This window comes from Streptomyces sp. JLBJ103, from assembly GCF_058215575.1.
Genome location: NZ_CM177089.1, coordinates 2346357 through 2367643 on the forward strand (window position 1 = coordinate 2346357; position 21287 = coordinate 2367643).

Below are 21287 nucleotides of genomic sequence, written 5' to 3' on the forward strand. Positions count from 1 at the left end.
GGTGGCTTCGGGGAACGGGTCGTGGAGGGTGACCAGCTTGGTGCCGTCCGGGAAGGTGGCCTCCGCCTGCACGTAGGTGATCATCTCCGGGACGCCTTCCATGACCTCGTCGCGGCTGATCAGTTGCCGACCGGAGTCCATGATGTCGCTGACCGTCCTGCCGGCGCGCGCCTCCTCGAAGACGTGCACCGTCAACAGGGCCATCACCTCGGGATAGTTGAGGAGAATTCCTCGGTCGCGGCGTCGCTGCGCCACGTCCGCGGCCACGTGGATCAGCAACCGCTCCTGCTCATGTGGAGTCAAATGCACAAGGTGCCGTTTCGCTTGATCGGACAGTGTGTGCGGCCGGGCATGCCGAAGGCCGCGGAAGACGTCCTGCGGATGACTCCAGGCGCTCCTTTGAGCATCACCGGAGAAGTCGACTACATGCAGAGAACAATGGTCAGGCACCCGATCGGGTGAACACCGCCGCCCGCGTATCGGTGTTCGATCAAGTGCCCTCCTGGCCAAGGGGATTGACCCTGCGATGAGGCCGACCGTACGGTCGGCGCGCCAGCCCATCGAGGCCAGTGCAAGGAGGTCGTGCTCGTGCGCCCCACCGCTCCACTGATCCTCTCCGCCGCCCTCGTCGCCACCGCGGCACTCACCGCCTGCGGCGGTGGCTCGGGAAGCGACCCGGACACCATCAAGGTCGCCTACAACCGTTCCACGGACAACAAGATCCGCTTCAAGGACAACCATCTCGCCGCGGTGAAGAAGCAGTTCGAGAAGGCGAACCCCGGCAAGAAGGTCAAGCTGGTCCCGATCCAGGCACAAGACAACGACTACGCCACCAAGATCCAGCAGATGATGCGGTCGCCACGGACCGCACCCGATCTGGTCTACGAGGACACCTTCCGGATCAACTCCGATATCAAAGCGGGCTATCTGCGCCCCCTGGACGGCTATCTGGCCACGTGGAAGACCTGGGACCAGTTCGTCGGCACCGCGAAGAACGCGGCCAGGGCCGAGGACGGCAAGACGTACGGCGTCCCGGACGGCACCGACACCCGCGGACTGTGGTTCAACAAGAAGCTCTTCGCCAAGGCCGGGCTGCCGGAGGACTGGGCACCCAAGAACTGGAACGAGATCCTCGAGGCCGCCCGCACCATCAAGAAGAAGGTCCCCGGTGTCACCCCGCTCAACGTCTACACCGGCAAGGCACCCGGTGAGACCTCCGTGATGCAGGGGTTCGAGATGCTGCTGTACGGCACCGGCGAGGACCCCCTCTACGACCCGGGGGCGAAGAAGTGGGTCGTCGGGCACAAGGGCTTCGAGCAGTCCCTGTCCTTCCTCCGCACCGTCTACTCCGAGAAGCTGGGCCCCGACACCTCCGACGCGCTCGACCCCAACGTCGGCACCACCGTCTTCAGCGAATGGCTGCCCGAAGGCAAGCTGGCCATCGCCCTGGACGGCTCCTGGCTCGGCCAGAACTGGCTGAAGACCGGCGGCAAACCGTGGCCCGAGTGGGCCGAAACCCTCGGCCAGGCCCCGATGCCCACCCGGACCGGCCAGGCGCCGGGCAAGGTCAGCATGTCCGGCGGCTGGACGTGGTCGATCACCGCCAAGTCCAAGAACCCCGATCTGGCCTGGAAGTTCATCCAGCAGCTCCAGACCAGGAAGAACGCGGTGCGGTGGGACGTCGTCGGCGCGCAGATCGCGGTGCGCAAGGATGTGGCGAAGGACCCCGGGTATCTGACGTCCATGCCCGGCATCACCTTCTTCACCGGCCTGGTGAAGTACACCCACTACCGCCCGGCCCTCCCCGTCTACCCTCAGGTGTCCTCCGCCATCGGCGAGGCGATGGAGGCGGTCACCACGGGCGACGCCTCACCGCGCGAGGCCGCCGGGGCGTATACGGACCAGATGAAATCCATCGCCGACGGCGCCACGGTCGGCAAGGGCTGAGCCCGATGACCACCGCGACCAAGGTGGCGGCGCCGGTTCTGGTACGGCGCCGCCACCGCCCCCTGCGCTGGCTCCCGCTCGCCCCCGCCACCGTCCTGCTGCTGCTCTTCCTCGGCGGGCCGATCGGCTACTGCGTCTATATCGCCTTCACCAATATGCAGCTCACCGGCGCGTCCACCACGGACTTCGTCGGCCTCGACAACTTCCGGCGCGCCTTCGGCGACGACGACTTCCGCAACGCGGTCGTCCTCACCCTCGTCTTCACCTTCATCTCCTCGTTTCTCGGCCAGAACACCCTGGGTCTGGCCCTGGCCGCCCTCATGCAGCGCGCGTCCAAGCCGGTGCGCACATTCACCGGCTCGGTCGTCATCGCGGCCTGGGTGCTTCCCGAGATCGTGGCGGGCTTTCTGCTGTACGCGTTCTTCCGCCGCGAGGGCACGCTGAACGCGGTCCTGGACGCGGTGGGCCTGCCGTCGCAGAACTGGCTCTACACCCTGCCGATCCTCGCCGTGTCCTTCGCCAACGTCTGGCGGGGCACGGCGTTTTCGATGCTCGTCTACTCCGCCGCGCTCTCCGAGATCCCCAAGGAGATCACGGAGGCGGCGGAGGTCGACGGCGCGGGCGGGCTCAGCCGCTTCTGGCACATCACCCTGCCGATGATCCGCCGCTCCATCGGCACCAATCTGATGCTGAACACCTTGCAGACGCTGTCGGTGTTCGGCCTCATCTGGGCCATGACCCGCGGCGGCCCCGGCAACCGCAGCCAGACCCTCCCGGTCTTCATGTACGACCAGGCGTTCAACAAGGCGCTCATCGGCTACGGCACGGCGGTGGCCCTGCTGTTGCTGCTGGTGGGTGCGCTGTTCTCGCTGGTCTATCTGCGGCTGATGAGGGAGGAGGTCTAGAACTCGCCCTTCTTGACCTTGTACAGGTCGATATCCGGGTTGGCGAAGAGGTGGACGTAGCCGCAGTTCCAGCAGATCAGCCCGGTGGCCGACTCATTCGCCCAGGCGAGGTTCATGAACTCGGCCCCGGTGCTGTTGAGTTTCACCTTGCGGTCCCGGAACAGATCGCCCTTGCAGTACATGCAGGTGATCCACTCGTCCCCGATAGCCGCACGCACGGGCTTGGCCACGCGTCCACCATGCCTTTCCCTAGGTCACCGAGCAGCGCACTCGTTCGAACGCGCAACCGGAGGGGTCAGCATAGCCGGGGCCCAGGCGGCGGAGCAGGTGCCGGACGGAAGGTGATTGCCGACACACAACACACACATCCGGTGTCCCCTTATCAGGTATGTCACCCTTAACCATCCCGAACTCGACTACAGCCGCCACGAGTTCGCTCGACTCCAGTGTGAAGACCTTGTGCCCGAACGCGAGGTCCCTCTAGCGTGCTCGGCGTTCGAGAAGCGAACACCACGTTGCCGGGCCGCCGAATCCTGCCCCCCCGGCACGCGGCAGCACATCATTCCACCGTCGGGCAGGAGTGGGGGACCCACTTGCGCCGTGCGGGCCACAGCAGGCACCGGACGGCACGCTGCTCGGCGCCACTGTAAGGGGCGCCCGCGACGGCATTGAGGTTCCGGCGGACTGGGTCAACGCGTTCGGCTGAACCCTCACCCGGCCTGAGATCCCACCGGACGCCTGACCTGCGCCGAGGACGTGGCCGCGGACATGGTGGTATCGGCCCTGCACAACCTGGGCGTCCTGGTGGTACGCCTGGACCCTGCCGATCACCCTGGCCAGGTCAGCCTGTCAGCGGAGTACGTCAAGGGCGACTTCCACGGTCATCTGTCGAACGGTGACCGGGTGGTGAGCATGAACGGACTGCGCTCGATATGGGTACGCAGACCCGGCCGCCCCGCCGCGCACGCCCCACTTCATGAGCCCGTGGTCCGCGGCATCGAGTCGGCCATGCTGTGCATGCGCGCCAACGGGGTACTGCCGACGCCCTCGCGACGGCGGGCGACGAACCGTTATGGGACCGGCTCGCGGTGCTGGCGGAGGCCAGGGCGTTCGTCGCGGTTTAACCGGGTGCTGGGCACCCACGCCGGCGGCGCCAGCTCGGCTGCGCAGCCAACTCCGTCCGGCCGAATGGCCCTTGTGCGTGAGGAACGGGCCGTGCGGTGTTGCGACAGGGAGAGGAAGACGAGCGGCGGAATTCCTCGTACGGACCGATGACTGCGCGGGTGGCTGACCGGATACTGACGGGACCCGGGTGGTGGCCGCCGCCCGGGTGAGAACGACAGCCGAGGACACCTCATGGTCACCGGAAGGGCCTCGCCGGGAAGCCGGTCGGCCTCCATGGCGCTCACGCGATGAGTCGGCGGAGGCCGCGAAGGCTGCGCAGGCCAGTCGGTCCGTCACTGCGCCGCGTCGAGCCCGCACGGCGTTTGCCGACGTGGGCGCACCGACCACCTTCCACTGCACACCACGCCGCCGGGTCACCGAACTGAGCCCGATGCAGGCGTCCGGACCCCTCACCTCTCAGGCCGCACCCCCCAGCGTCTCCTGAACGACGTAAGGACAGCCGCAGAAGATGAAGACCCTAGGCATCACCTGGAACGCGATCGTCACCGACCAGCTCGCCGAGAGGGTGGCGCTCTTCAAGGAGACCTTCGGCACCACCACTATGGCCGAGTTCCCCGGTCTCGCGCGCTTCCCGCAGGACAACGGCGGCATCCTGGAGGTGTACGCCCAAGACGGCACTCCGCCGCTCGGCCACCACCAAGGGATCGTGTTCGGCTTCCGCGCCGAGGACATCGAGGTCGCCTCCGCCGAACTGGCCTCCAGCAGGGGCGAACTCCTCGGCGCCACCCACCGGCTCGACAACGGCTACGCCCACCGTTTCTTCCGCGGCCCGGACGGCCAGGTCCATGACCTCAACGAGCACCGCAAGAGGGCACACGCGACGGAGTGAGCCGTCGGCGCTCAGGGACGGCCCCTGTCGGGGACCTCGGTGCTTTCGCTGCTCCAACGGCTTGCGTGCATGCCACAGCTGAGCCGGCGGCCGGGCCGAGGAGTGTGCATGGCCGAGGACCACATCTGCCGTCGGGCGCGGCGGCCGGCGGCGTGCAGCAATCCCGGCGTGCGGCAGCCCTGACGCGATTCCCATGTGCGGGGACACGGCGGTGCAGACGTGCGCGTCGGGCCGTGTCCGTTCTGGTTGAGGACAGCTCCTAGAGGTGAGGCATGGTCCGTCCCACGCGGCACACACTCTTCGGCCGCGAGGAAGAGGAGGCGCACCTGGCGCGGTTAATGGCGCGAGCGGTCGCCTCCGAAGGGCAGGCGGTGTTCGTCGTCGGTGAGGCGGGCCTGGGCAAAACAGCGCTGCTGGAGCAGACGGCGCTGCGGGCCGGAGGTCTGGGGATGCACGTCCGGTACGGGACGGCGCACGCGTCACAACAGGCGCATCCGTTCGCCGTGATCGCCCGGTGTTTGGGGGTGGATGGCAGTGCCATGGAGGCAGTGCGGGCGCGGGGTGGTGCCCCTCCACGGCGCGTTGACGTCCAAGGGGACGGGGCGCCGGGTGCGAGGAGTGCGGGGATGCAGACGGACCTCGTCACGGTGCAGGCGCTGCTGGACCTGGTGGACGAGATGTGCGCGCGGCATCCGTTGGCGCTGTTCCTGGACGACCTCCAGTGGGCTGACGCCGCGAGCCTGCGGGTCCTGGACCGCTTGCTGACGGCTGTTCACCAGATGCCTCTTCAGATCGTCTGCGCCTTCCGGCCGTGGCCCCGGGTCAAGGAGGTGGAGCAGCTCGCCCGGGGGCTGGGCGCCGGCAACCGGACCGTGGTGGAGTTGGCGCCGCTGGGCCCCGCGGCGGTGGCCGCCCTCCTGGCGGAGGAGTGTGGTGGTCAGCCCGGCCCCAGGCTGCGGCACCTGGCCGACGGGGCGGCGGGAAACCCGTTGTACGTACTGGAGTTGGCGCACGCCCTCGCACGAGAGGGCGTGATCGAGTCCCGCGGGGGGATCGCGGAGGTCCCGACGTCCTGCTCCCTGCCGCCTCGCACCGTACTGATCACGCACCGACTGAGTTATCTGAGCGACGAGGTGCTGCACGCCGTGAAGGCCGCCGCCGTGATGGGGGAGACCTTCACGATCAGCGAACTCGCGGCGGTCCTCGGGAAGCCGGCACATGACGTCGTCCGCGTCGTCCTGGAGGCCCAGGCGGCCGGGGTGCTGCGGGACGCCGACGACCGGCTCGTATTCCGCCACTCCCTCCTCCGTCATGCCCTGTACGACGCACTTCCCGGCCCGGTGCGCGCCCTGCTCCACCTGACGACGGCGCAGGCTCTGGCCAGTGACGGCGCACCCCCTGAACACGTCGCGCAACACCTGCTGGACGCTGCGGCGACCTCCGACGGATTCCTCATCACGTGGCTGCTGGGGTCCGCCCCGTGCCTCACGGTGCGCGCTCCGGCACTGGCCCTCCAACTGCTGGACAGAGTCGTGGCGCTGAAGGACCCGGGTGAGGGCCGTCACGTACTCCTGCGCTTGCACTGGGTCACCGCGCAGCTGTCCTGCGGTCGCTTGGCGGAGGCCGAGGAGAACGCCCGGCAGCTCCTCGCCCGGAGCCGTGCCCCCGATGCGGAGAGCCGCATCCGCTGGCTCATGGTCCAGGCCGCACTGGCGCGCGGTCTGCCCGACCGCGCGCTCGCGGACGCCCGAGCGGCGTGCGACAGCGCGCACACGTCCACCGTCGACGGGATCCGGTTCCGGGCGTTCAGCTCGGTGTGCCTGCTCCTCCTGGGTCAGATACCGGAGGCCGAGGCGGTTGCACAGACCACCCGGCAGGCGGCCCAGGAACAGGGCGACGCCCAGGCCCTGGCCTACGCCCTGCACACCTTGGCGGTCACGCGCTTCCTCGCATCGCCGGGCCCTGGCGCACTCGACCTGGCTCGGCAGGCCGCGCGACGCGCGCGGGAGGACCTGCATCCGGCCCACTGGGCGGGGCTGCAACTCACCCTCGCCCACTGCGCCATCGAACTCGATCGTGGCCACGACGCGGAGACCGCCCTGGCCGTCGCCCGGCACGTGACGGACCACATCGGCGGGGTCTTCCTTCCCTGGTACCACCTTTCCCGGGCACTGCTCGCCTTCCACACCGGCCGCTGGGACGACGCCCTGGCGGAAGTCGAGCTCGGGCTCGACTGCGCCGAACCTTTCGGGATGCCCCGTATGCTGCGGGCGATCGCCACGCTGATCGCCGCGCACCGCGGTGAGACGTCCGGCGCGGCCCCGACGGTCGGCAAGGACACGGTGCTCCACCCCGGATCGGTCGCCTGGTTCTTCGAGTACCTGCCGCTGCGCGCCAGTGCCCTGTGGGATGAGGTGCACGGCGACAGCGAAGGCGCCTACGCGCGGCTGGTGGACGGTGTCGAGCACGGCGTCGGTCACCTTCCCGGACCTGTCGTCCTGGGCCTTCTCGCCCCGCACCTCGTCCGGTTGGCACTGGATCAGGGCGACACCGGGCGCGCGCGGCGGTTCGCCCGGGCGGCGCAGCGGCGGGCCGACCACAGCGGTGCCCCGCATCATCTCGGAGATGCCTACCGCTGCCTGGGGCTGCTGGCCCGGGATCCGGATCTGCTCCTGGAAGCGGCCCGCTGTTACCACGACGCCCCCCGCCCCCTCGACGAGGCGCACGCCTGTGTCGACGCGGCCGAGTTGCTGGCGCACCGTCAAAGGGCCCTCGATGCACGGGAGCTCCTCGAACGCGCACTGGGCATCTATGCGCGACAGGGCGCGGTGTGGGACGCGACGCGCGCGGCATCCCGGGTTCGTGCCGCCGCCGCGGACCGGACCAGCCGCAGACGGCGCAACGGCGAGCGTCACGGGTGGAACGCGCTGACCCCCACCGAACGCTCCGTCGCCCACCATGTCGCAGGCGGGTACTCCAACCCCGAGATCGGCGTCCTCATGTCCATCTCGCGACGTACCGTCAGCACCCATGTGTCGCACATACTCAAGAAGCTGGGCATGGCCTCACGGGTGGAACTCGCAACGGAGGTCATCCGTCGGCAGAATTCCCACCGGAGCGATCCGCGAGAGTGACCACGTCTTCCGTTACGGAAGGGGTTTCGCCACGACTGTGGCACGACTGCTCCGGCATCGGCCGGAACTTCGATATCTCCATCAGTTGACGGATGTACCGGCGCCCGCATCATGAAACGCTGCCGCTGTTCTTGCGGTGCGTCACTTCATCTGCCCCATTGTCGGTTGACCTTTTGCCGGTGAGGGCGCAAAGAGACCTGCCACCACAAGAACTCGGCACACCTTGAGGGAAGGTACGATCGTGATTTCCAAGCCGAACAGATGGAGTGCGTCACGCCTGATGGCGGTATGCCTCGCGCTCGCGCTCGCCGTGGCGCTGCCTCTGCTCACTTCCGGAACAGCCCGCGCGGACAGCCCGGGTTCCGTGACGGGGCTGACTCTTCGCACGCAAATGACGCCACCCGACATCTATGGTGACGCGTCTGCCCTGACGTGGAGCGATGACGCTTCGAAGCCTGTCATCGACCAGACTCCGTCCACCGAGAAGTGGGCCCTGGACCCCAGTTCAGACGGCAGCTTCCGTATCCGTAACGAGAAGGACGGGAAGTGCCTCGACTTCTCCGATGACGACAAGCACCACCTCGCTCCGTCAGACTGCGATTCAGGGTCCGAACAGCAGCGCTGGTTCCTTGAGATGTCCGGTCCGATCACGCTCGCGATCCGCAACACCTCCACCAAGGACTGCCTGGATGTCATCAACGAAAACAACGGTGACGGTTCGGAGGTCGGGGCTTACTCCTGCCACAACGGATTGAACCAGAACTGGTATCCCGGCTATATCAACGACGCTCTGCGTAACCTCCTGACGCTGTACTCCCTGAAGCGGTGCGCGGACGGTGACAGCGAACTCACCTGCGACTACAAGCAGGACAGCGCCTCTCAGGCGGCCATCGGGCCGGAAAAGTGCGTGTCTTCCCTGTACGACAACACCGAGGGGGCCGACGCCGAGAAGCCGAGCGTTACCTATAGCGACACCACGGGGTGGACCAACACCGTGGGCGGCTCCGTCACGGTGGCTGCCGAGGTCGGCATCGATGACTTCGTGGTATCGAAGGTCACCACGTCGATCTCGGTCAATTACTCACACTCGTGGATAGGGCAGAAGACCGTGAGCCAGACCTACCCCTTCACCGTGCGGAAGGGCGAGTGGGGCTGGTTGACGCGTGCGCAGCTGATGAAGAAGGTCACCGGCACCTGGACCTTCTCGAAGGGCGACGTTTCGTGGAGCGGGACCGGGACCTCCACCGTTCCGGCCGAGGACGGCACGGACGGCGCGCAGAGCGTCGTCAAGCCGCACTCCTCGCCCACGCCCCCCACCAACTGCCCGAGCAGCTGACGCCGCTCAGGCCCTGCGCCGTTCGATGATGCACCTCTGACCGCCCCCGGTCCGGCCGCGAGCCCGACCGGGGGCGGTCACCGTCGTGCGCAGGGGCGTGCCGTGAGCGGTCCCGTGCCGGACAGGGGCCGCTGTGCCGCAGGTCAGCGGAGGGACCACAGCGCTCTACGGACGTCGCCCAGATTCTTCCTTTTCCCGGAGCAGTGCCGGAATGCCGCTGTCGAGGAGGCGCTGCATCTTCAGGCCCAGGTGCAGGGCCAGTCGGTGGCTGCCGTTCTTCAGGTCCCATCCGGTCCGCTTCTCGACCTGGTTCAGCCGGTAGTACAGCGTCGTTCGGTGGATCATCAGCTGTTCGGAGGCGGCCCGGATGTCCCCGGCGGCGTCCAGGAACACCGCGGCGGTGCGGGCCAACGAATCCGTGCGCCCCTCGTGGTCGAGGGCGGCGATCTCCGGCGGGACGGCGCTCTCCGGCGACTCCACCGCGGCGAGCATGAGCGGGCCGTAGATGCCGGTGTCCCGCCAGGACAGGACCGGCGGCATCTCGGGCAATGCGGCGGCGGCGAACGCGGCCAGTATGGCCTGGCGGAACAGTTCGGGAGCGCGGTCGAGCCGGCCGCTGTTGCTCAGGCCGAAGACGACGTCGGCTTCGGCGGGAGCGTCCTGGTGTGAGCGCAGCCCCCGCCGGACGGCCTCGGCCAGACAGTCCGCCGTGTGCTCGACCTCGTCACGGCCGACGACGAGGATCACGCTGCGGTTGTCGAGGGTGACGCACAGCGCCTGGAACGACGGTGTGTCGGCGAGGAACGGACCGGTCGCTTCCCTGACCGCCGCCGCGACCGCCTCGGGCTGCGCGGCCTCGTCGGCCACGACGACCACGATGGAGTCTTCGGCCTCCAGGACATGCTGGTCCATCAGTTCCCTGGTGGCGTCCGGCGCTCCGTCCGCGTTGCGCAGGAGAGCCGCCAGCAGGAAGCGGTGCCGCTTCTCCACCTCGGACAACTGGTGCGCGCCCTCCCACAGCAGCGCCGCCAGCTGGCCCACGTACGCGCCGACGACCGCGTCGAAACGGTCGGCCCGGTTGTCGATCAGCCACAGGTAGCCCAGCAGCCGCCCGCGGCGACGGATCGGGTAGCACCGCCGGGCTTTGAGGCCGAGCGCGGGGTTGGCGGGTGTCGACAGGGGACCCTCCGCCGTGGCGATGCCGAAGCTGTAGAGGTACTCGGCGACCGGGGCCGACAGTTGCCGGGACAGGATGACGTCGATGCGGATCTTGTCCTCGTCGCCGAAGTGGCGGCTTGAGGCGACGAGGCCGCCGCGTGCGTCGTCCACCACGACCGAGGAATGGATCCGCGCGGCGAGCGAGTCCACGAGCTGCTGAATCTCGCACGGCTGGATCACTACGGCTCCCGCTCGATGAGCTCCATGGCAACGCTGGCTCATCCCAGGATAGCCGCCCGCCATCGCAGGCACCGGGGTGGCGAGAGCTGCTGCGCGACACGCCAGGTGTCGGGGCACCGCTACAAAGCGAGGAAGAGCGGGGGCGAACTTCCTCACCTGGCGGATGCGAGCGCGGGCCGACCGGCCGGAGACTTGGCAGGGCTCGCGCGGTGTGCGCAGCGATGGCCGCGTCCCACCAGCGCAATCCACCCGCGCCCCGGGGACGCCATCGCCGACCACGGCGGCGACGCCACGGGCTGACGCGCCCGCGCACGTCCGGCCCGTCGGCTCGGACGGCCCCATCGAATCAGGACAGAGAGGCTTCATCATGGTCAACATCGCCGAGGTCAAGGCCACGCCCAGCCCGGACCTGCTGACCCCGGACAACGCCGTGATGCTGTTCGTGGACCATCAGCCGCAGATGTTCTTCGGCACCGGCAGCGGTGACCGCACCGCGATCATCAACGCCACCGTCGGCCTGGCTCGGGCAGCCCGTGTCTTCGACGTGCCCGCGGTGCTCACCACCGTCGCCGCGGAGTCGTTCTCCGGCCCGCTGCTGCCCCAGCTCGCCGCGGTCTTCCCCGGCCAGGAGATCATCGACCGCACCACGATGAACGCCTGGGAGGACGGGGCCGTCGTCGAGGCGATCAAGGCCACCGGCCGGAAGAAAATCATCATCTCCGGTCTGTGGACCGAGGTCTGCATCGTCCTGCCGACGCTCTCCGCCCTGGGGCAGGGGTACGAGGTCTACGTGGTGACCGACGCCTCCGGCGGCGTCAGCCCGCAGGCCCACGAGCACGCCGTGCAGCGGATGATCCAGGCCGGTGCGGTGCCGGTCACCTGGATCCAGGTGCTGCTGGAACTCCAGCGCGACTGGGCCCGTACCGAGAGCTACGCCGCCGTCATGGACGTCGTGAAGGAGCACGCCGGCGCCTACGGCCTCGGGGTCGTCTACGCCCAGGCGGTCATCGGCGCCCACGCCGCCGGCTGACCCCACCGCGGTCGCCACCGTTCCGTACCGACGCCGGGTTCCGGCGCGCGCACCCGCCCGCCGCGGCGGCAGCGCGCCGGACCCGGCGGAAACAACCCAATGAACAGCGATCTCGGAGGTGGGCTCATGCCTACGATGCCCGTCGGGGGCCTGCCCCCCGTCGCTACCGGTCACGCCGCGGACGTGGTCGTGCGCAACGCGAAGGTGTACACGGGAGACCCACGGCGACCGGAGGCGAGCGCGGTGGCCATCCGGGCCGGCCGGATCACCGCGGTCGGCGACGACGCCGACGTGGCTCCCCTGATCGGGGCGGGTACCCGCACGGTGGACGCACTGGGCCGCCGGGTGGTGCCCGGGCTGAACGACGCGCATCTGCACGTGATTCGCGGCGGCCTCAACTACGTGCTGGAGCTGCGCTGGGACGGCGTCCCCTCACTGCGCCAGGGCTTGGCGATGCTCCGCGAGCAGGCCGCCCGCACCCCCAAGGGGCAGTGGGTCCGGGTCGTGGGCGGATGGTCCGCCGACCAGTTCGCCGAACGGCGGCTGCCCACGGTCGCCGAGCTCAACGCCGCGGCGCCCGACACCCCGGTGTTCGTCCTGAACCTGTACCAGTCGGCGATACTCAACCGGGCCGCGCTCAAGGCCGCCGGGTACACCAAGACCACCCCCGACCCCGCGGGCGGGCAGATCGTCCGAGGCCACGACGGGGAGCCGACCGGCATGCTGCTGGCCGCGCCGAGCGCGTTGATCCTCTACTCGACCCTCGCCAAGGCCCCCACCCTCCAGGGGGAGGACCGGAAGACCTCCACCCGGCACTTCCTGCGCGAACTGAACCGCTTCGGGCTGACGTCGGCCATCGATGCCGCCGGCGGTTTCCAGAACTTCCCCGACAACTACAGCACGGTCATCGAGCTGGCCGCAGAAGGCCAGTTGTCCCTGCGTATCGCCTACCACCTGTTTCCGCAGACCCTCGGCCAGGAACTGGACGACCTCGAACGCTGGATCGGCATGGTCCGCCCCGGCGAGGGCGACGAGTGGCTCCGGCTCAACGGGGCAGGGGAGAACCTGACCTGGGCCGCCGCCGACTTCGAGAACTTCACCCAACCCCGCCCCGAGCTCTCTGCGGACTACGAGTCCCGGTTCGAGAAGGCAGTGCGGCTCCTGATGGAGAACGGCTGGGGCTTCCGGCTGCACGCCACCTACGACGAGACCATCCGGCGGGACCTCGCGGTCTTCGAGAAACTGGCCGCCGAGGGGCTCTTCCCGGCCGGCAACCGCTGGCTGTTCGACCATGCCGAGACCGTCTCCCGGGACAGCCTGGACCGGATCGCCGCGCTCGGCGGGGCGATGTCGGTGCAGAACCGGATGTCCTTCCAGGGCGAGGACTTCGTACGTCGTTACGGTGCGGGCGCCGCCGCCGAAGCACCGCCGGTGCGGGCCATGCTGGAGCGCGGGCTCACCGTGGGCGCCGGCACCGACGCCACCCGGGTGTCCTCCTACAACCCCTGGGTCTCGCTGCACTGGCTCGTCTCCGGGCGCACCGTCGGCGACCTGACCCTCTACCCGCCGCAGAACCGCCTCGACCGGGAGACCGCCCTGGAGCTGTACACCCGCGGCGGCGCCCGGCTGACCGGGGAGGACGACGTCAAGGGCATGCTCGCGCCGGGCCACTACGGCGACCTGGCGATCCTTTCGGACGACTATTTCAGCGTCCCCGAGCCGGACATCCCCCACATCGAGTCCCTGCTCACCGTGGTCGGCGGCCGGATCGTCCATGCCGCCGCCGAGTACGAGGGCCTGGACGAGCAACTCCCCGCCCTCGCCCCCGACTGGAGCCCGGTCGCGCACTACGGCGGGTACCAGGCCACGGTCAAGCCCAGCATCTCCGGGGCACGCCAGGCCGAACTACTGGGCCAGGCGGTCGCCGAATCGGAGCAGCACCGCCAGTGGCGCGCCCAGCGCGGCTACCTCTCCGAAGCACCCACCGAGATCTTCGATCCCTGCTTCGTGCTGTAGCGGTGCCCCCCTCGCCCCCACCCCGTGCAACCGGTACGTCAGGAGTCAAGTGATGGATGTGGGACTGTTCCTCCTCCGACTGGTCATCGGACTGCTGCTGGCCGGGCACGGTGTGCAGAAGGTGAGTTTTCACCTCGGGGGCCGGGGGCTGGACGGCGGCGCTGCGGAATTCCGCCACGACGGGTTCCGCGGCGGCCGTCTCACCGCGCTCGCCGCAGGCGGGGGCCAGATCGCCGGCGGCCTGCTGCTGGTCGTCGGAGCGCTCACGCCGCTGGCGGTCGCGACGGCGATCGGCGTGATGACGGTCGCGGCAACGGTCAAGCGGCCCAACGGCCTCTGGGTACAGAACGACGGCTACGAGTACCCCCTGGTCCTGGTGACCGCCACCGCCGTTCTCGCCCTCACCGGCCCCGGCGCCTGGTCGGTCGACCACGCCGTCGCGCTGGCCCCCTGGCCCGCGTGGTCAGCGCTCGCCGCGGTCGTGGTGGGCGTGGGCGGCGCCCTGCTCACCAGGGTCCTGCTCACGACCCGGCGACGCTGACCGGATCCCACAGCGCCGCTGCCCGGCTCCGCCGGCGGTGCCCATGACCGGCTCGGCCGCTGCGGCTGTCCGACGTCCGCAACGTCGCTGCCCCCCACAACCCCCAGGCTCCGCAAAGGATGTGACGTACGCAGTGGTGAGGAATCCGATCGCGGGGGTGACGGCGGGGAGCGCCGCACAGCAGCCGCTGGTTCCGACGTTGATGGCCCTGACGGTGGTCAGCGGGCTGGTGGACGCGGTGAGCTATCTGGGCCTGGGGCACGTCTTCACGGCGAACATGACGGGCAATGTCGTCGTCATCGGCTTCGCGCTGGTGGGGGCACCCGGCTTCTCGGTGGTCGGCTCCTCGGTGTCGCTGGCCGCGTTCCTGGCCGGCGCCGTCTGCGCCGGACGCCTGGCCGCGCTCTTCGAAGGGGCCCGGCGGGCGGCCTGGGTCCGCACCGTCCTGCTGACCGAGTCCGTACTGCAAGCCGCGGCCACGGTGATCGCCTTCACCCTCGACGACCGGGGACACTACACGCTGATCGCGGTCATCGCCCTGGCCATGGGCCTGCGCAACGGCACGGTACGCAAGCTCGCCGTGCCCGATATGACCACCACGGTACTGACGCTGACCCTCACCGGGCTGGCCGCCGAGTCCCATCTCGCCGGCGGCAGCAACCCCCGCCTCGCCCGCCGGACCCTCTCCGTGGTCGCCATGCTGGCGGGTGCCACCGTGGGCGCCGCGCTCGTCCTGCACCTGCCCCTGGGCTGGTCCATCCTCCTCAGCTCAGTCCTGGCGGCCGCCACCGCGGCCACCTACCGAGAGCGCGGATGAATCCCCGCCCCAGGGAAGGCTCCTTCCGTTTCCGCTGGTTCACGGGTGCCGAGGCGAGCGACCGGGTACGCGGCGGGACCGGGCGACAGCCGCCCGGTGACGACGGTGACCGGCCCGGTCGCGCCGGCTGCGGAACCGTCCGGCGGCGCATCCGACCGAAACCCGCGACCCGGCCAACGAGCACAAGCCGACGGTTACTTGATCAACAACTTCTGTCAGGACCTCTTACACTCCACCCCATGGGGACCATGAAAACCGCCATCACCGAAGACCTGGCGCCGAAAGGTGTCCTGCGGGCATCGATCAATCTGGGCAATCCCGTGCTGGCGCAGGGCACTTCACAGGCGCCCTCTGGCATCACCGTGGACATCGCGCGGGAGATCGGGGCTCGGCTGGGGGTTCCCGTGGAGTTCGTGTGCTTCGACGCGGCGCGCACGTCGTATGAGGCGATGGCAACGGGCCGGGCGGACATCTGCTTTCTGGCCGTCGAGCCCGCGCGGGAGGCGGAGGTGGCCTTCACCGCGCCGTACGTCGTCATCGAGGGGGTGTACGCCGTACCGCAGGGCTCGCCGTTCCGCACGGCGGCCGAGGTGGACCGGGACGGGGTGCGGATCGGGGTGAAGCGGGGGTCGGCGTACGATCTGTTCCTCTCCCGGACCCTTCAGCACGCGAGCGTGATGCGCGGCGAGGAAGGGGTCGAGATCTTCCGCGCCGAGGGGCTGGAGGTGGCGGCCGGGATCCGGCAGCCGATGACGGCGTATGTGGCCGCACACCCGGATCTGCGGCTGATCGAAGACCGGTTCATGGAGATCCGGCAGGCACTCGGTACGCCGAGGAACCGACGGCCGGAGACCGTCCGGTTCCTGCGGGAGCTCATCGAGGAGTTGAAGGGAAACGGCTTCGTGGCCGACGCGCTCCGGCGCGCCGGGCAGGCCGCGGAGCTCGTGGCTCCGGCGGGGGACCCGGCGGCGGAGTGAACCCGGGTCCGTCCCGGCTCGCGCAGGGCCTTCGGGCGCGCTCCAGGACGTAATTTCCCGGCATGAGCACACTTCAGCAGCGGATCGGGTCGGGTTTCGGGCCCCGGAGCACCACGGACGACGTCCTGCGCGGGATCGATCTCAGCGGCCGGAACGCCCTTGTCACCGGCGGCTCCTCCGGTCTCGGGCTGGAGACGACACGGGCGCTCGCGGGTGCGGGCGCGCGGGTGGTGGTGGGGGCTCGGCGGGTGGTGGCGGCGCGGGAGGCGGTCGCGGGGATCGGCGGGGGCGTGGAGGTCGAAGAGCTGGACCTGGCCGATCTCGAAAGTGTGCGCCGCTTCGCCGAGCGGTTCCTCGCCTCCGGCCGGCCCCTCGACATGGTGATCGCCAACGCCGGGATCATGGCGTGTCCGGAGACCCGGGTCGGACCGGGGTGGGAGGGGCAGTTCGCCACCGACCACCTCGGCCACTTCGCCCTCGTCAACCGCCTCTGGCCCGCCATCGCCGCCGGGGGCGCGCGCGGTGGCGGGGCGGCGGTCGGCAGGGCGCGGGTCGTCGTGGTGTCATCCAACGGACACCAGCTCTCCGACATCCGCTGGGACGATCCGCAGTTCGAACACGGCTACGACAAATGGGCCGCGTACGGGCAGGCGAAAACGGCCAACGCGCTGTTCGCCGTCGGGCTCGACCTCCTGGGCCGGGACGCCGGGGTGCGGGCGTTCTCCGTCCACCCCGGCACCGTCGCCACCCGGCTGACCCGCCATGTGCCCCGCGAGGAGATGGTCGCCGCGGGCTGGATGGACGAACACGGCAACTGGGCTGCCGCGTTCAAGACGCCCGAGCAGGGCGCGGCGACCCAGGTGTGGGCGGCCACCTCACCGGTGCCGGCGGACCTGGGCGGTGCGTACTGCGAGGACTGCGACATCGCCGAGCGCGCGGGTGAAGGGGAGCTTGTCGAGGGGGTGCGCGACTACGCCACGGACCGGGTGGCCGCGGCCCGGCTCTGGCGGCTGTCGGCCGAGCTGACCGGCGTGGACGCCTTCGCCACGCACTGAGCCACGCGCTGAGCCACGCGCTGAGCCATTCGCTTGTGGCTCAGGCCCCGGTCCTCGCGCCCGGAGCGAAAGTCGGACGACAAGGGCGCCCGACCGTGATCGTATGCGCACAGCCGACCGCGACCGAGGAGCCAGCCGATGACCACCGACCACCGCATAGGACCGCCCCACTTCGGCGATGAACGCGAGACCCTGCGGGCCTGCCTGGAATTCCACCGTGCCACGCTCGCCATGAAGTGCGAGGGACTCACCGACGAGGAGCTGCGGCAGCGGTCGATGCCGCCCTCGACACTCTCGCTGCTCGCCCTGGTACGCCATATGGCCGAGGTCGAACGCGCCTGGTTCCGGCGCACGTTCGAGGACCATGACGCGCCGATGGTCTGGTCGGACACCGTCGACTTCCAGGCCGCGTACGACGCGAGCGAGTCGACCCGGGCCGAGGCGTTCACCGCGTGGGAGGCGGAGGTCGAGAACTCCCGCCGGATCGAGCGGGAGGCCGCGTCGCTGGATCTGGTCGGCTATCAGCCCCGCTGGGACGAAGAGGTGTCGCTGCGGATGGTGCTGCTGCACGTCCTGCTGGAGTACGCCCGCCACAACGGCCACGCGGACTTCCTGCGCGAGGGCGTCGACGGGGTCACGGGGGCCTGAGACCTGGGCCGGTCGGCCTGACACCCGGGCCGGTCGGCCTGACACCCGGGCCGGTCCGGCCCGCGCCCTCGTGCGGGTGGCTGCGCCGGTCTTCCGCCCCGCCGGGGCAAGCGGTTTCATGGACGGGACGCTGATCGACTGCGCTCACCGCGCGAGGAGGTCCGAGGTTGTCCCTGCTCTCCCGCCCTCGTCCGTCGCCCCGCCCCGTCGGGTCCGCCGGGTCCTCCCGGTCCCTCACCCCCCTTCGCCTCCCCCGCTGGTCCGCCCGCACCCGCCGCCGGCTGGCCGCCGACACCGCGTTGCTGACCCTCGCGGCCGCGTTCCTCCTCCCGCTGGCCTGGCTGCTGCTCGCTTCGCTCGACAGCGAGCCCACCCTGCGGGTCTCGGTGCCCGGATCACCCACCCTGGACAACTTCGCGGCGGTGTGGACGGACGAGATCACCTTCACCCCGATGCTCAACAGCCTGCTGCTGTGCGGCGGGGCCACCGTGCTGACGGTCGTGTGCGCCGCGCTCGCCGCGTATCCGCTCTCCCGCTTCCGCTCCCGCCTGGTGCGGCCGTATCTGCTGACGGTGCTGTTCACCACCTGTCTGCCGATCACCGCGATCATGGTCCCGGTCTACGGCCTCTTCGTCCAGGTGGACCTGATCGACACCATGGCGGGCACCGCGCTGTTCCTCGCCGCCTCCCAACTCCCCTTCGCCATCTGGCTGATGAAGAACTTCATGGACGGCGTTCCGGTGATCCTGGAGGAGGCCGCCTGGACGGACGGGGCGTCCTGGCTCCAGAGCCTGACCCGGGTGATCCTGCCCCTGATGGGACCGGGCATCACGGTCGTGATGATCTACAGCTTCATCATGATGTGGGGAAACTTCTTCGTCCCCTTCATGCTGCTCCTCTCCCCCGAGCAACTGCCCGCCTCGGTCTCCATCTTCACCTTCTTCGGCAACCACGGGCAGGTGGTCTACGGCCAGCTCGCCGCCTTCTCCCTCCTCTACTCCACCCCGGTGGTGCTGCTGTACGTACTGATCGCCCGGCGGCTGGGCGGCGGCTTCGCGCTGGGCGGCGCCGTCAAGGGATGAGAGGGATGAGGGGGACGCGGGGTCAGCTCTCCGCCCCGGAGGGCACCCGATCGAAGCGGAAGACCTGCCCCGATTCGCCCTTCTGACAGGGAAGTTGGACCACATGGGCCCAGGGGTCCTCGGCGCCGCCGGGCAGCGTCAGACAGTAGTCGGTGTGGACCGGGCGCAGCCGGAAACCCCTGGCGGGCCGGTCGACGGGCTCCAGGCGGAACGGCTCGCCCGAGCCCCGGGACGCGCAGAAGTCGTCGACGAGAAAGGCTCCCTGGACCTTTCGCCGAGCGACGATGCCCGAGCAGCCGGGGCCGTTTTCGGGGTGGCGGGTGGCGATCTGCCAGTATCCGCCGTCCAGCCGCTCGAGGGAGAAGGCGGGGAAGACGTCCTCGCACGGAACCTGATAGACCCAGGCGGTGCGCTCGCCCTCGCGCTCGGAGAGACACAGCGAGGAGTGGACGGCCCGGATGCGGTACGTCCCGGGGGCGGGCGCGGGCAGCGCGGCGCCGGAGGTCGAGGCCGCTCCAGGGCCCGGCTCCTGCCGTACGCTCTGCTGCCTCTTCTCCGCCGCCGGTCCGTGGTGGGCGCCCCGGGTGCTGACCGCGATGGCCACGGCGGTGGCGGTCAGTGCCAGGACGGAGAGCAGGATCACCGCGCGCGAGCGGCGTAAGGACGACAGGGCGAACAGGCCCTCAGGCGTCGGGGGAGGTTCCGGCGGGGTGGCGTCCTCGTCGGTCGCCGGGAAACGGACCACCACCGGGAAGCGGACCGGGGCCATGGCGGCGGTGACGGCTCCGCCCTGGGCGGCGGTGGCAGGACCGGCGCCGGCGCAGGGCGCGGTACGGGCCGCCAGGTCCTGACGGACCGACAGCCAGACGGTGAGCTCGGCGGGCCCGACCCCGCAGGCCCGGACGAACGCGGCCACCAGCTCCTCAGGCGGCAGTGTGGCGCGCCCGAGCATGTTGGCGATCGTGCTGCGCGGCAGGACGTCCCCGGCCGCGTCGGCGCGCACCGCCAACTCCCGGTGGGTCAGGCGCGACCAGTCCTTGAGCGCCCGCATCCGGGCGATGAACTCCTCGGGGCTCCGGGCGTGTTGTGGATCCGGAGCGCTGACGACCTCGGCCATTTGTGGTTCTCCCCCGCCGGTGTGTCCCGGCGCTGTCCGGGACAGGTCCGGGTCGTGTCCCGGACACGGGGACAGCCTTGTTTACCCACACCGATTGTTCAAGGGTGAACTTCGTCGAGGGGTGAAAAAGGCACGGCGGCCGTGACCTTCCACGGGGGGGGGACGGTCACGGCCGCCGTCACACGTCGGAGGGAACGGCCGGACGCGGGTGGACCGGAGGGGCTCAGAAGACCGACTCGGCCTCGTCCATACGGTCCACCGGAACGGTCTTCAGCGCGGTGACCGCGTTGGCGATCGGCACCATGGCGATGTCCGTGCCGCGCAGCGCCGTCATCATGCCGAAGTCGCCGCGGTGCGCGGCCTCGACGGCGTGCCAGCCGAAGCGGGTGGCGAGCACCCGGTCGTACGCGGTGGGGGTGCCGCCGCGCTGCACATGGCCGAGGATCACCGGGCGGGCCTCCTTGCCGAGGCGCCGCTCCAGCTCGGCCGCCAGGCGGTTGCCGATTCCGGCGAACCGCTCGTGGCCGTACTGGTCGATCTCGCCCTTCTGGTACTCCATGGAGCCCTCGGCGGGGTGCGCGCCCTCGGCCACGCAGATGACCGCGAACTTCTTGCCGCGCGAGAAGCGCTCCTCGACCATCTTCACCAGGGCGTCGACCTCGAAGGGCCGCTCCGGCAGACAGATGCCGTGGGCGCCGCCGGCCATCCCGGACTCCAGGGCGATCCAGCCCGCGTGCCGTCCCATGACCTCGACGACCATGACCCGCTGATGCGATTCGGCGGTGGTCTTCAGCCGGTCCATGGCCTCGGTGGCGACGCCGACGGCGGTGTCGAAACCGAAGGTGCGGTCGGTGGAGGAGATGTCGTTGTCGATGGTCTTGGGGACGCCGACGATGGGCAGCCCCGCGTCCGAGAGCATCCGGGCGGCGGTCAGGGTACCCTCGCCGCCGATCGGGATCAGCACGTCGATGCCGTAGTCGCGGGCGTGGTCCTTGGAGGTCTCGCACGCCTCGCGCAGCCGGGCCCGCTCCAGCCGGGAGGAGCCGAGGATGGTGCCCCCGCGGGAGAGGATGCCGGCGACGTCGTCGAGGTCCAGCTTGCGGTGGCGGCCGTCGAGGAGGCCGCGGAAGCCGTCCTCGAACCCGATCACCTCGTCACCGTGGCCGGCCACCGCGCGATGGACGACCGACCGGATCACAGCGTTGAGGCCGGGGCAGTCGCCGCCTGCGGTGAGAACTCCGATGCGCATCGTGCTGTGTCTCCTGCTCCC

Annotated in this window: 17 protein-coding genes and 2 pseudogenes; 14 read left to right on the forward strand and 5 right to left on the reverse strand. The window is 70.0% G+C overall.

The features are described 5' to 3' along the window. Positions 1-15: 15 nt before the first annotated feature. Positions 16-309: pseudogene (locus tag AC4BEG_RS10020) on the reverse strand (urease subunit gamma); the annotation flags it as partial. Between the two features lie 279 nt (positions 310-588). Here AC4BEG_RS10020 and AC4BEG_RS10025 point away from each other — a divergent pair. Continuing rightward, positions 589-1947: an ABC transporter substrate-binding protein gene (locus AC4BEG_RS10025; RefSeq protein WP_490707043.1), complete on the forward strand. Its 1359-nt coding sequence runs from the start codon at positions 589-591 to the stop codon at positions 1945-1947. 5 nt (positions 1948-1952) lie between these two features. Next, a complete protein-coding gene (locus AC4BEG_RS10030) occupies positions 1953-2852 on the forward strand; it encodes a carbohydrate ABC transporter permease (protein ID WP_490705539.1) in 900 nt (299 codons plus the stop codon). Here the strand turns inward: AC4BEG_RS10030 and AC4BEG_RS10035 are convergent. Further along, complete coding sequence (locus AC4BEG_RS10035; protein ID WP_490705540.1) at positions 2849-3082, reverse strand: hypothetical protein; 234 nt, start codon at positions 3080-3082, stop codon at positions 2849-2851. The genes AC4BEG_RS10030 and AC4BEG_RS10035 overlap by 4 nt on opposite strands. Before the next feature lie 538 nt (positions 3083-3620). Between AC4BEG_RS10035 and AC4BEG_RS10040 the strand changes: the two are divergent. The 4 genes and pseudogenes from AC4BEG_RS10040 to AC4BEG_RS10055 all read left to right on the forward strand — a co-directional run. Then, positions 3621-3821, forward strand: a pseudogene (locus AC4BEG_RS10040) (MvdC/MvdD family ATP grasp protein); the annotation flags it as partial. A 664-nt stretch (positions 3822-4485) separates the two neighbouring features. Next, positions 4486-4866, forward strand: a complete 381-nt coding sequence (locus AC4BEG_RS10045) for a VOC family protein (protein WP_490705541.1) — start codon at positions 4486-4488, stop codon at positions 4864-4866. Positions 4867-5138: 272 nt separating this feature from the next. Continuing rightward, the gene (locus tag AC4BEG_RS10050; protein ID WP_490705542.1) at positions 5139-8000 is read left to right on the forward strand and encodes a helix-turn-helix transcriptional regulator; all 2862 of its coding nucleotides are present in this window, start codon (positions 5139-5141) and stop codon (positions 7998-8000) included. A 241-nt stretch (positions 8001-8241) separates the two neighbouring features. Beyond that, positions 8242-9336, forward strand: coding sequence for an RICIN domain-containing protein (locus AC4BEG_RS10055; protein ID WP_490705543.1), 1095 nt, complete (start codon positions 8242-8244; stop codon positions 9334-9336). Between the two features lie 165 nt (positions 9337-9501). On the opposite strand, the gene AC4BEG_RS10060 is transcribed toward AC4BEG_RS10055, so the two are convergent. Beyond that, positions 9502-10734 (reverse strand): PucR family transcriptional regulator, encoded by a 1233-nt coding sequence (locus AC4BEG_RS10060; protein ID WP_490705544.1) that lies wholly within the window; start codon positions 10732-10734, stop codon positions 9502-9504. 367 nt (positions 10735-11101) lie between these two features. On the opposite strand from AC4BEG_RS10060, the gene AC4BEG_RS10065 reads away from it, so the two are divergent. The 8 genes from AC4BEG_RS10065 to AC4BEG_RS10100 all read left to right on the forward strand — a co-directional run bounded on the left by AC4BEG_RS10065 (position 11102) and on the right by AC4BEG_RS10100 (position 18900). Beyond that, entirely contained in the window at positions 11102-11764 is a 663-nt protein-coding gene (locus tag AC4BEG_RS10065; protein ID WP_490705545.1) for a hydrolase, read from the forward strand. 126 nt (positions 11765-11890) lie between these two features. After that, the gene (locus tag AC4BEG_RS10070) at positions 11891-13780 is read left to right on the forward strand and encodes an amidohydrolase (protein WP_490705546.1); all 1890 of its coding nucleotides are present in this window, start codon (positions 11891-11893) and stop codon (positions 13778-13780) included. A gap of 52 nt (positions 13781-13832) precedes the next feature. Next, positions 13833-14321, forward strand: a complete 489-nt coding sequence (locus tag AC4BEG_RS10075) for a DoxX family protein (RefSeq protein WP_490705547.1) — start codon at positions 13833-13835, stop codon at positions 14319-14321. 121 nt (positions 14322-14442) lie between these two features. Next, positions 14443-15138, forward strand: coding sequence for a YoaK family protein (locus tag AC4BEG_RS10080; protein ID WP_490705548.1), 696 nt, complete (start codon positions 14443-14445; stop codon positions 15136-15138). A 239-nt stretch (positions 15139-15377) separates the two neighbouring features. Next, positions 15378-16115 (forward strand): transporter substrate-binding domain-containing protein, encoded by a 738-nt coding sequence (locus AC4BEG_RS10085; RefSeq protein ID WP_490705549.1) that lies wholly within the window; start codon positions 15378-15380, stop codon positions 16113-16115. Positions 16116-16177: 62 nt separating this feature from the next. Next, entirely contained in the window at positions 16178-17170 is a 993-nt protein-coding gene (locus AC4BEG_RS10090) for an oxidoreductase (RefSeq protein ID WP_490705550.1), read from the forward strand. A 138-nt stretch (positions 17171-17308) separates the two neighbouring features. After that, the gene (locus AC4BEG_RS10095) at positions 17309-17818 is read left to right on the forward strand and encodes a DinB family protein (protein ID WP_490705551.1); all 510 of its coding nucleotides are present in this window, start codon (positions 17309-17311) and stop codon (positions 17816-17818) included. 167 nt (positions 17819-17985) lie between these two features. Next, positions 17986-18900: a carbohydrate ABC transporter permease gene (locus tag AC4BEG_RS10100; RefSeq protein ID WP_490705552.1), complete on the forward strand. Its 915-nt coding sequence runs from the start codon at positions 17986-17988 to the stop codon at positions 18898-18900. A gap of 22 nt (positions 18901-18922) precedes the next feature. On the opposite strand, the gene AC4BEG_RS10105 is transcribed toward AC4BEG_RS10100, so the two are convergent. After that, complete coding sequence (locus tag AC4BEG_RS10105; RefSeq protein ID WP_490705553.1) at positions 18923-20017, reverse strand: helix-turn-helix domain-containing protein; 1095 nt, start codon at positions 20015-20017, stop codon at positions 18923-18925. Positions 20018-20240: 223 nt separating this feature from the next. After that, positions 20241-21266: a 6-phosphofructokinase gene (locus AC4BEG_RS10110; RefSeq protein ID WP_490705554.1), complete on the reverse strand. Its 1026-nt coding sequence runs from the start codon at positions 21264-21266 to the stop codon at positions 20241-20243. Positions 21267-21287 lie beyond the last annotated feature (21 nt).

Coding starts and splice junctions, on each gene's coding strand:
- AC4BEG_RS10030 (WP_490705539.1), top strand. CDS start 1,953: ATGACCACCGCGACCAAGGTGGCGGCGCCGGTTCTGGTACGGCGCCGC.
- AC4BEG_RS10045 (WP_490705541.1), top strand. CDS start 4,486: ATGAAGACCCTAGGCATCACCTGGAACGCGATCGTCACCGACCAGCTC.
- AC4BEG_RS10050 (WP_490705542.1), top strand. CDS start 5,139: ATGGTCCGTCCCACGCGGCACACACTCTTCGGCCGCGAGGAAGAGGAG.
- AC4BEG_RS10065 (WP_490705545.1), top strand. CDS start 11,102: ATGGTCAACATCGCCGAGGTCAAGGCCACGCCCAGCCCGGACCTGCTG.
- AC4BEG_RS10070 (WP_490705546.1), top strand. CDS start 11,891: ATGCCTACGATGCCCGTCGGGGGCCTGCCCCCCGTCGCTACCGGTCAC.
- AC4BEG_RS10075 (WP_490705547.1), top strand. CDS start 13,833: ATGGATGTGGGACTGTTCCTCCTCCGACTGGTCATCGGACTGCTGCTG.
- AC4BEG_RS10085 (WP_490705549.1), top strand. CDS start 15,378: ATGGGGACCATGAAAACCGCCATCACCGAAGACCTGGCGCCGAAAGGT.
- AC4BEG_RS10090 (WP_490705550.1), top strand. CDS start 16,178: ATGAGCACACTTCAGCAGCGGATCGGGTCGGGTTTCGGGCCCCGGAGC.
- AC4BEG_RS10095 (WP_490705551.1), top strand. CDS start 17,309: ATGACCACCGACCACCGCATAGGACCGCCCCACTTCGGCGATGAACGC.
- AC4BEG_RS10105 (WP_490705553.1), bottom strand. CDS start 20,017: ATGGCCGAGGTCGTCAGCGCTCCGGATCCACAACACGCCCGGAGCCCC.
- AC4BEG_RS10110 (WP_490705554.1), bottom strand. CDS start 21,266: ATGCGCATCGGAGTTCTCACCGCAGGCGGCGACTGCCCCGGCCTCAAC.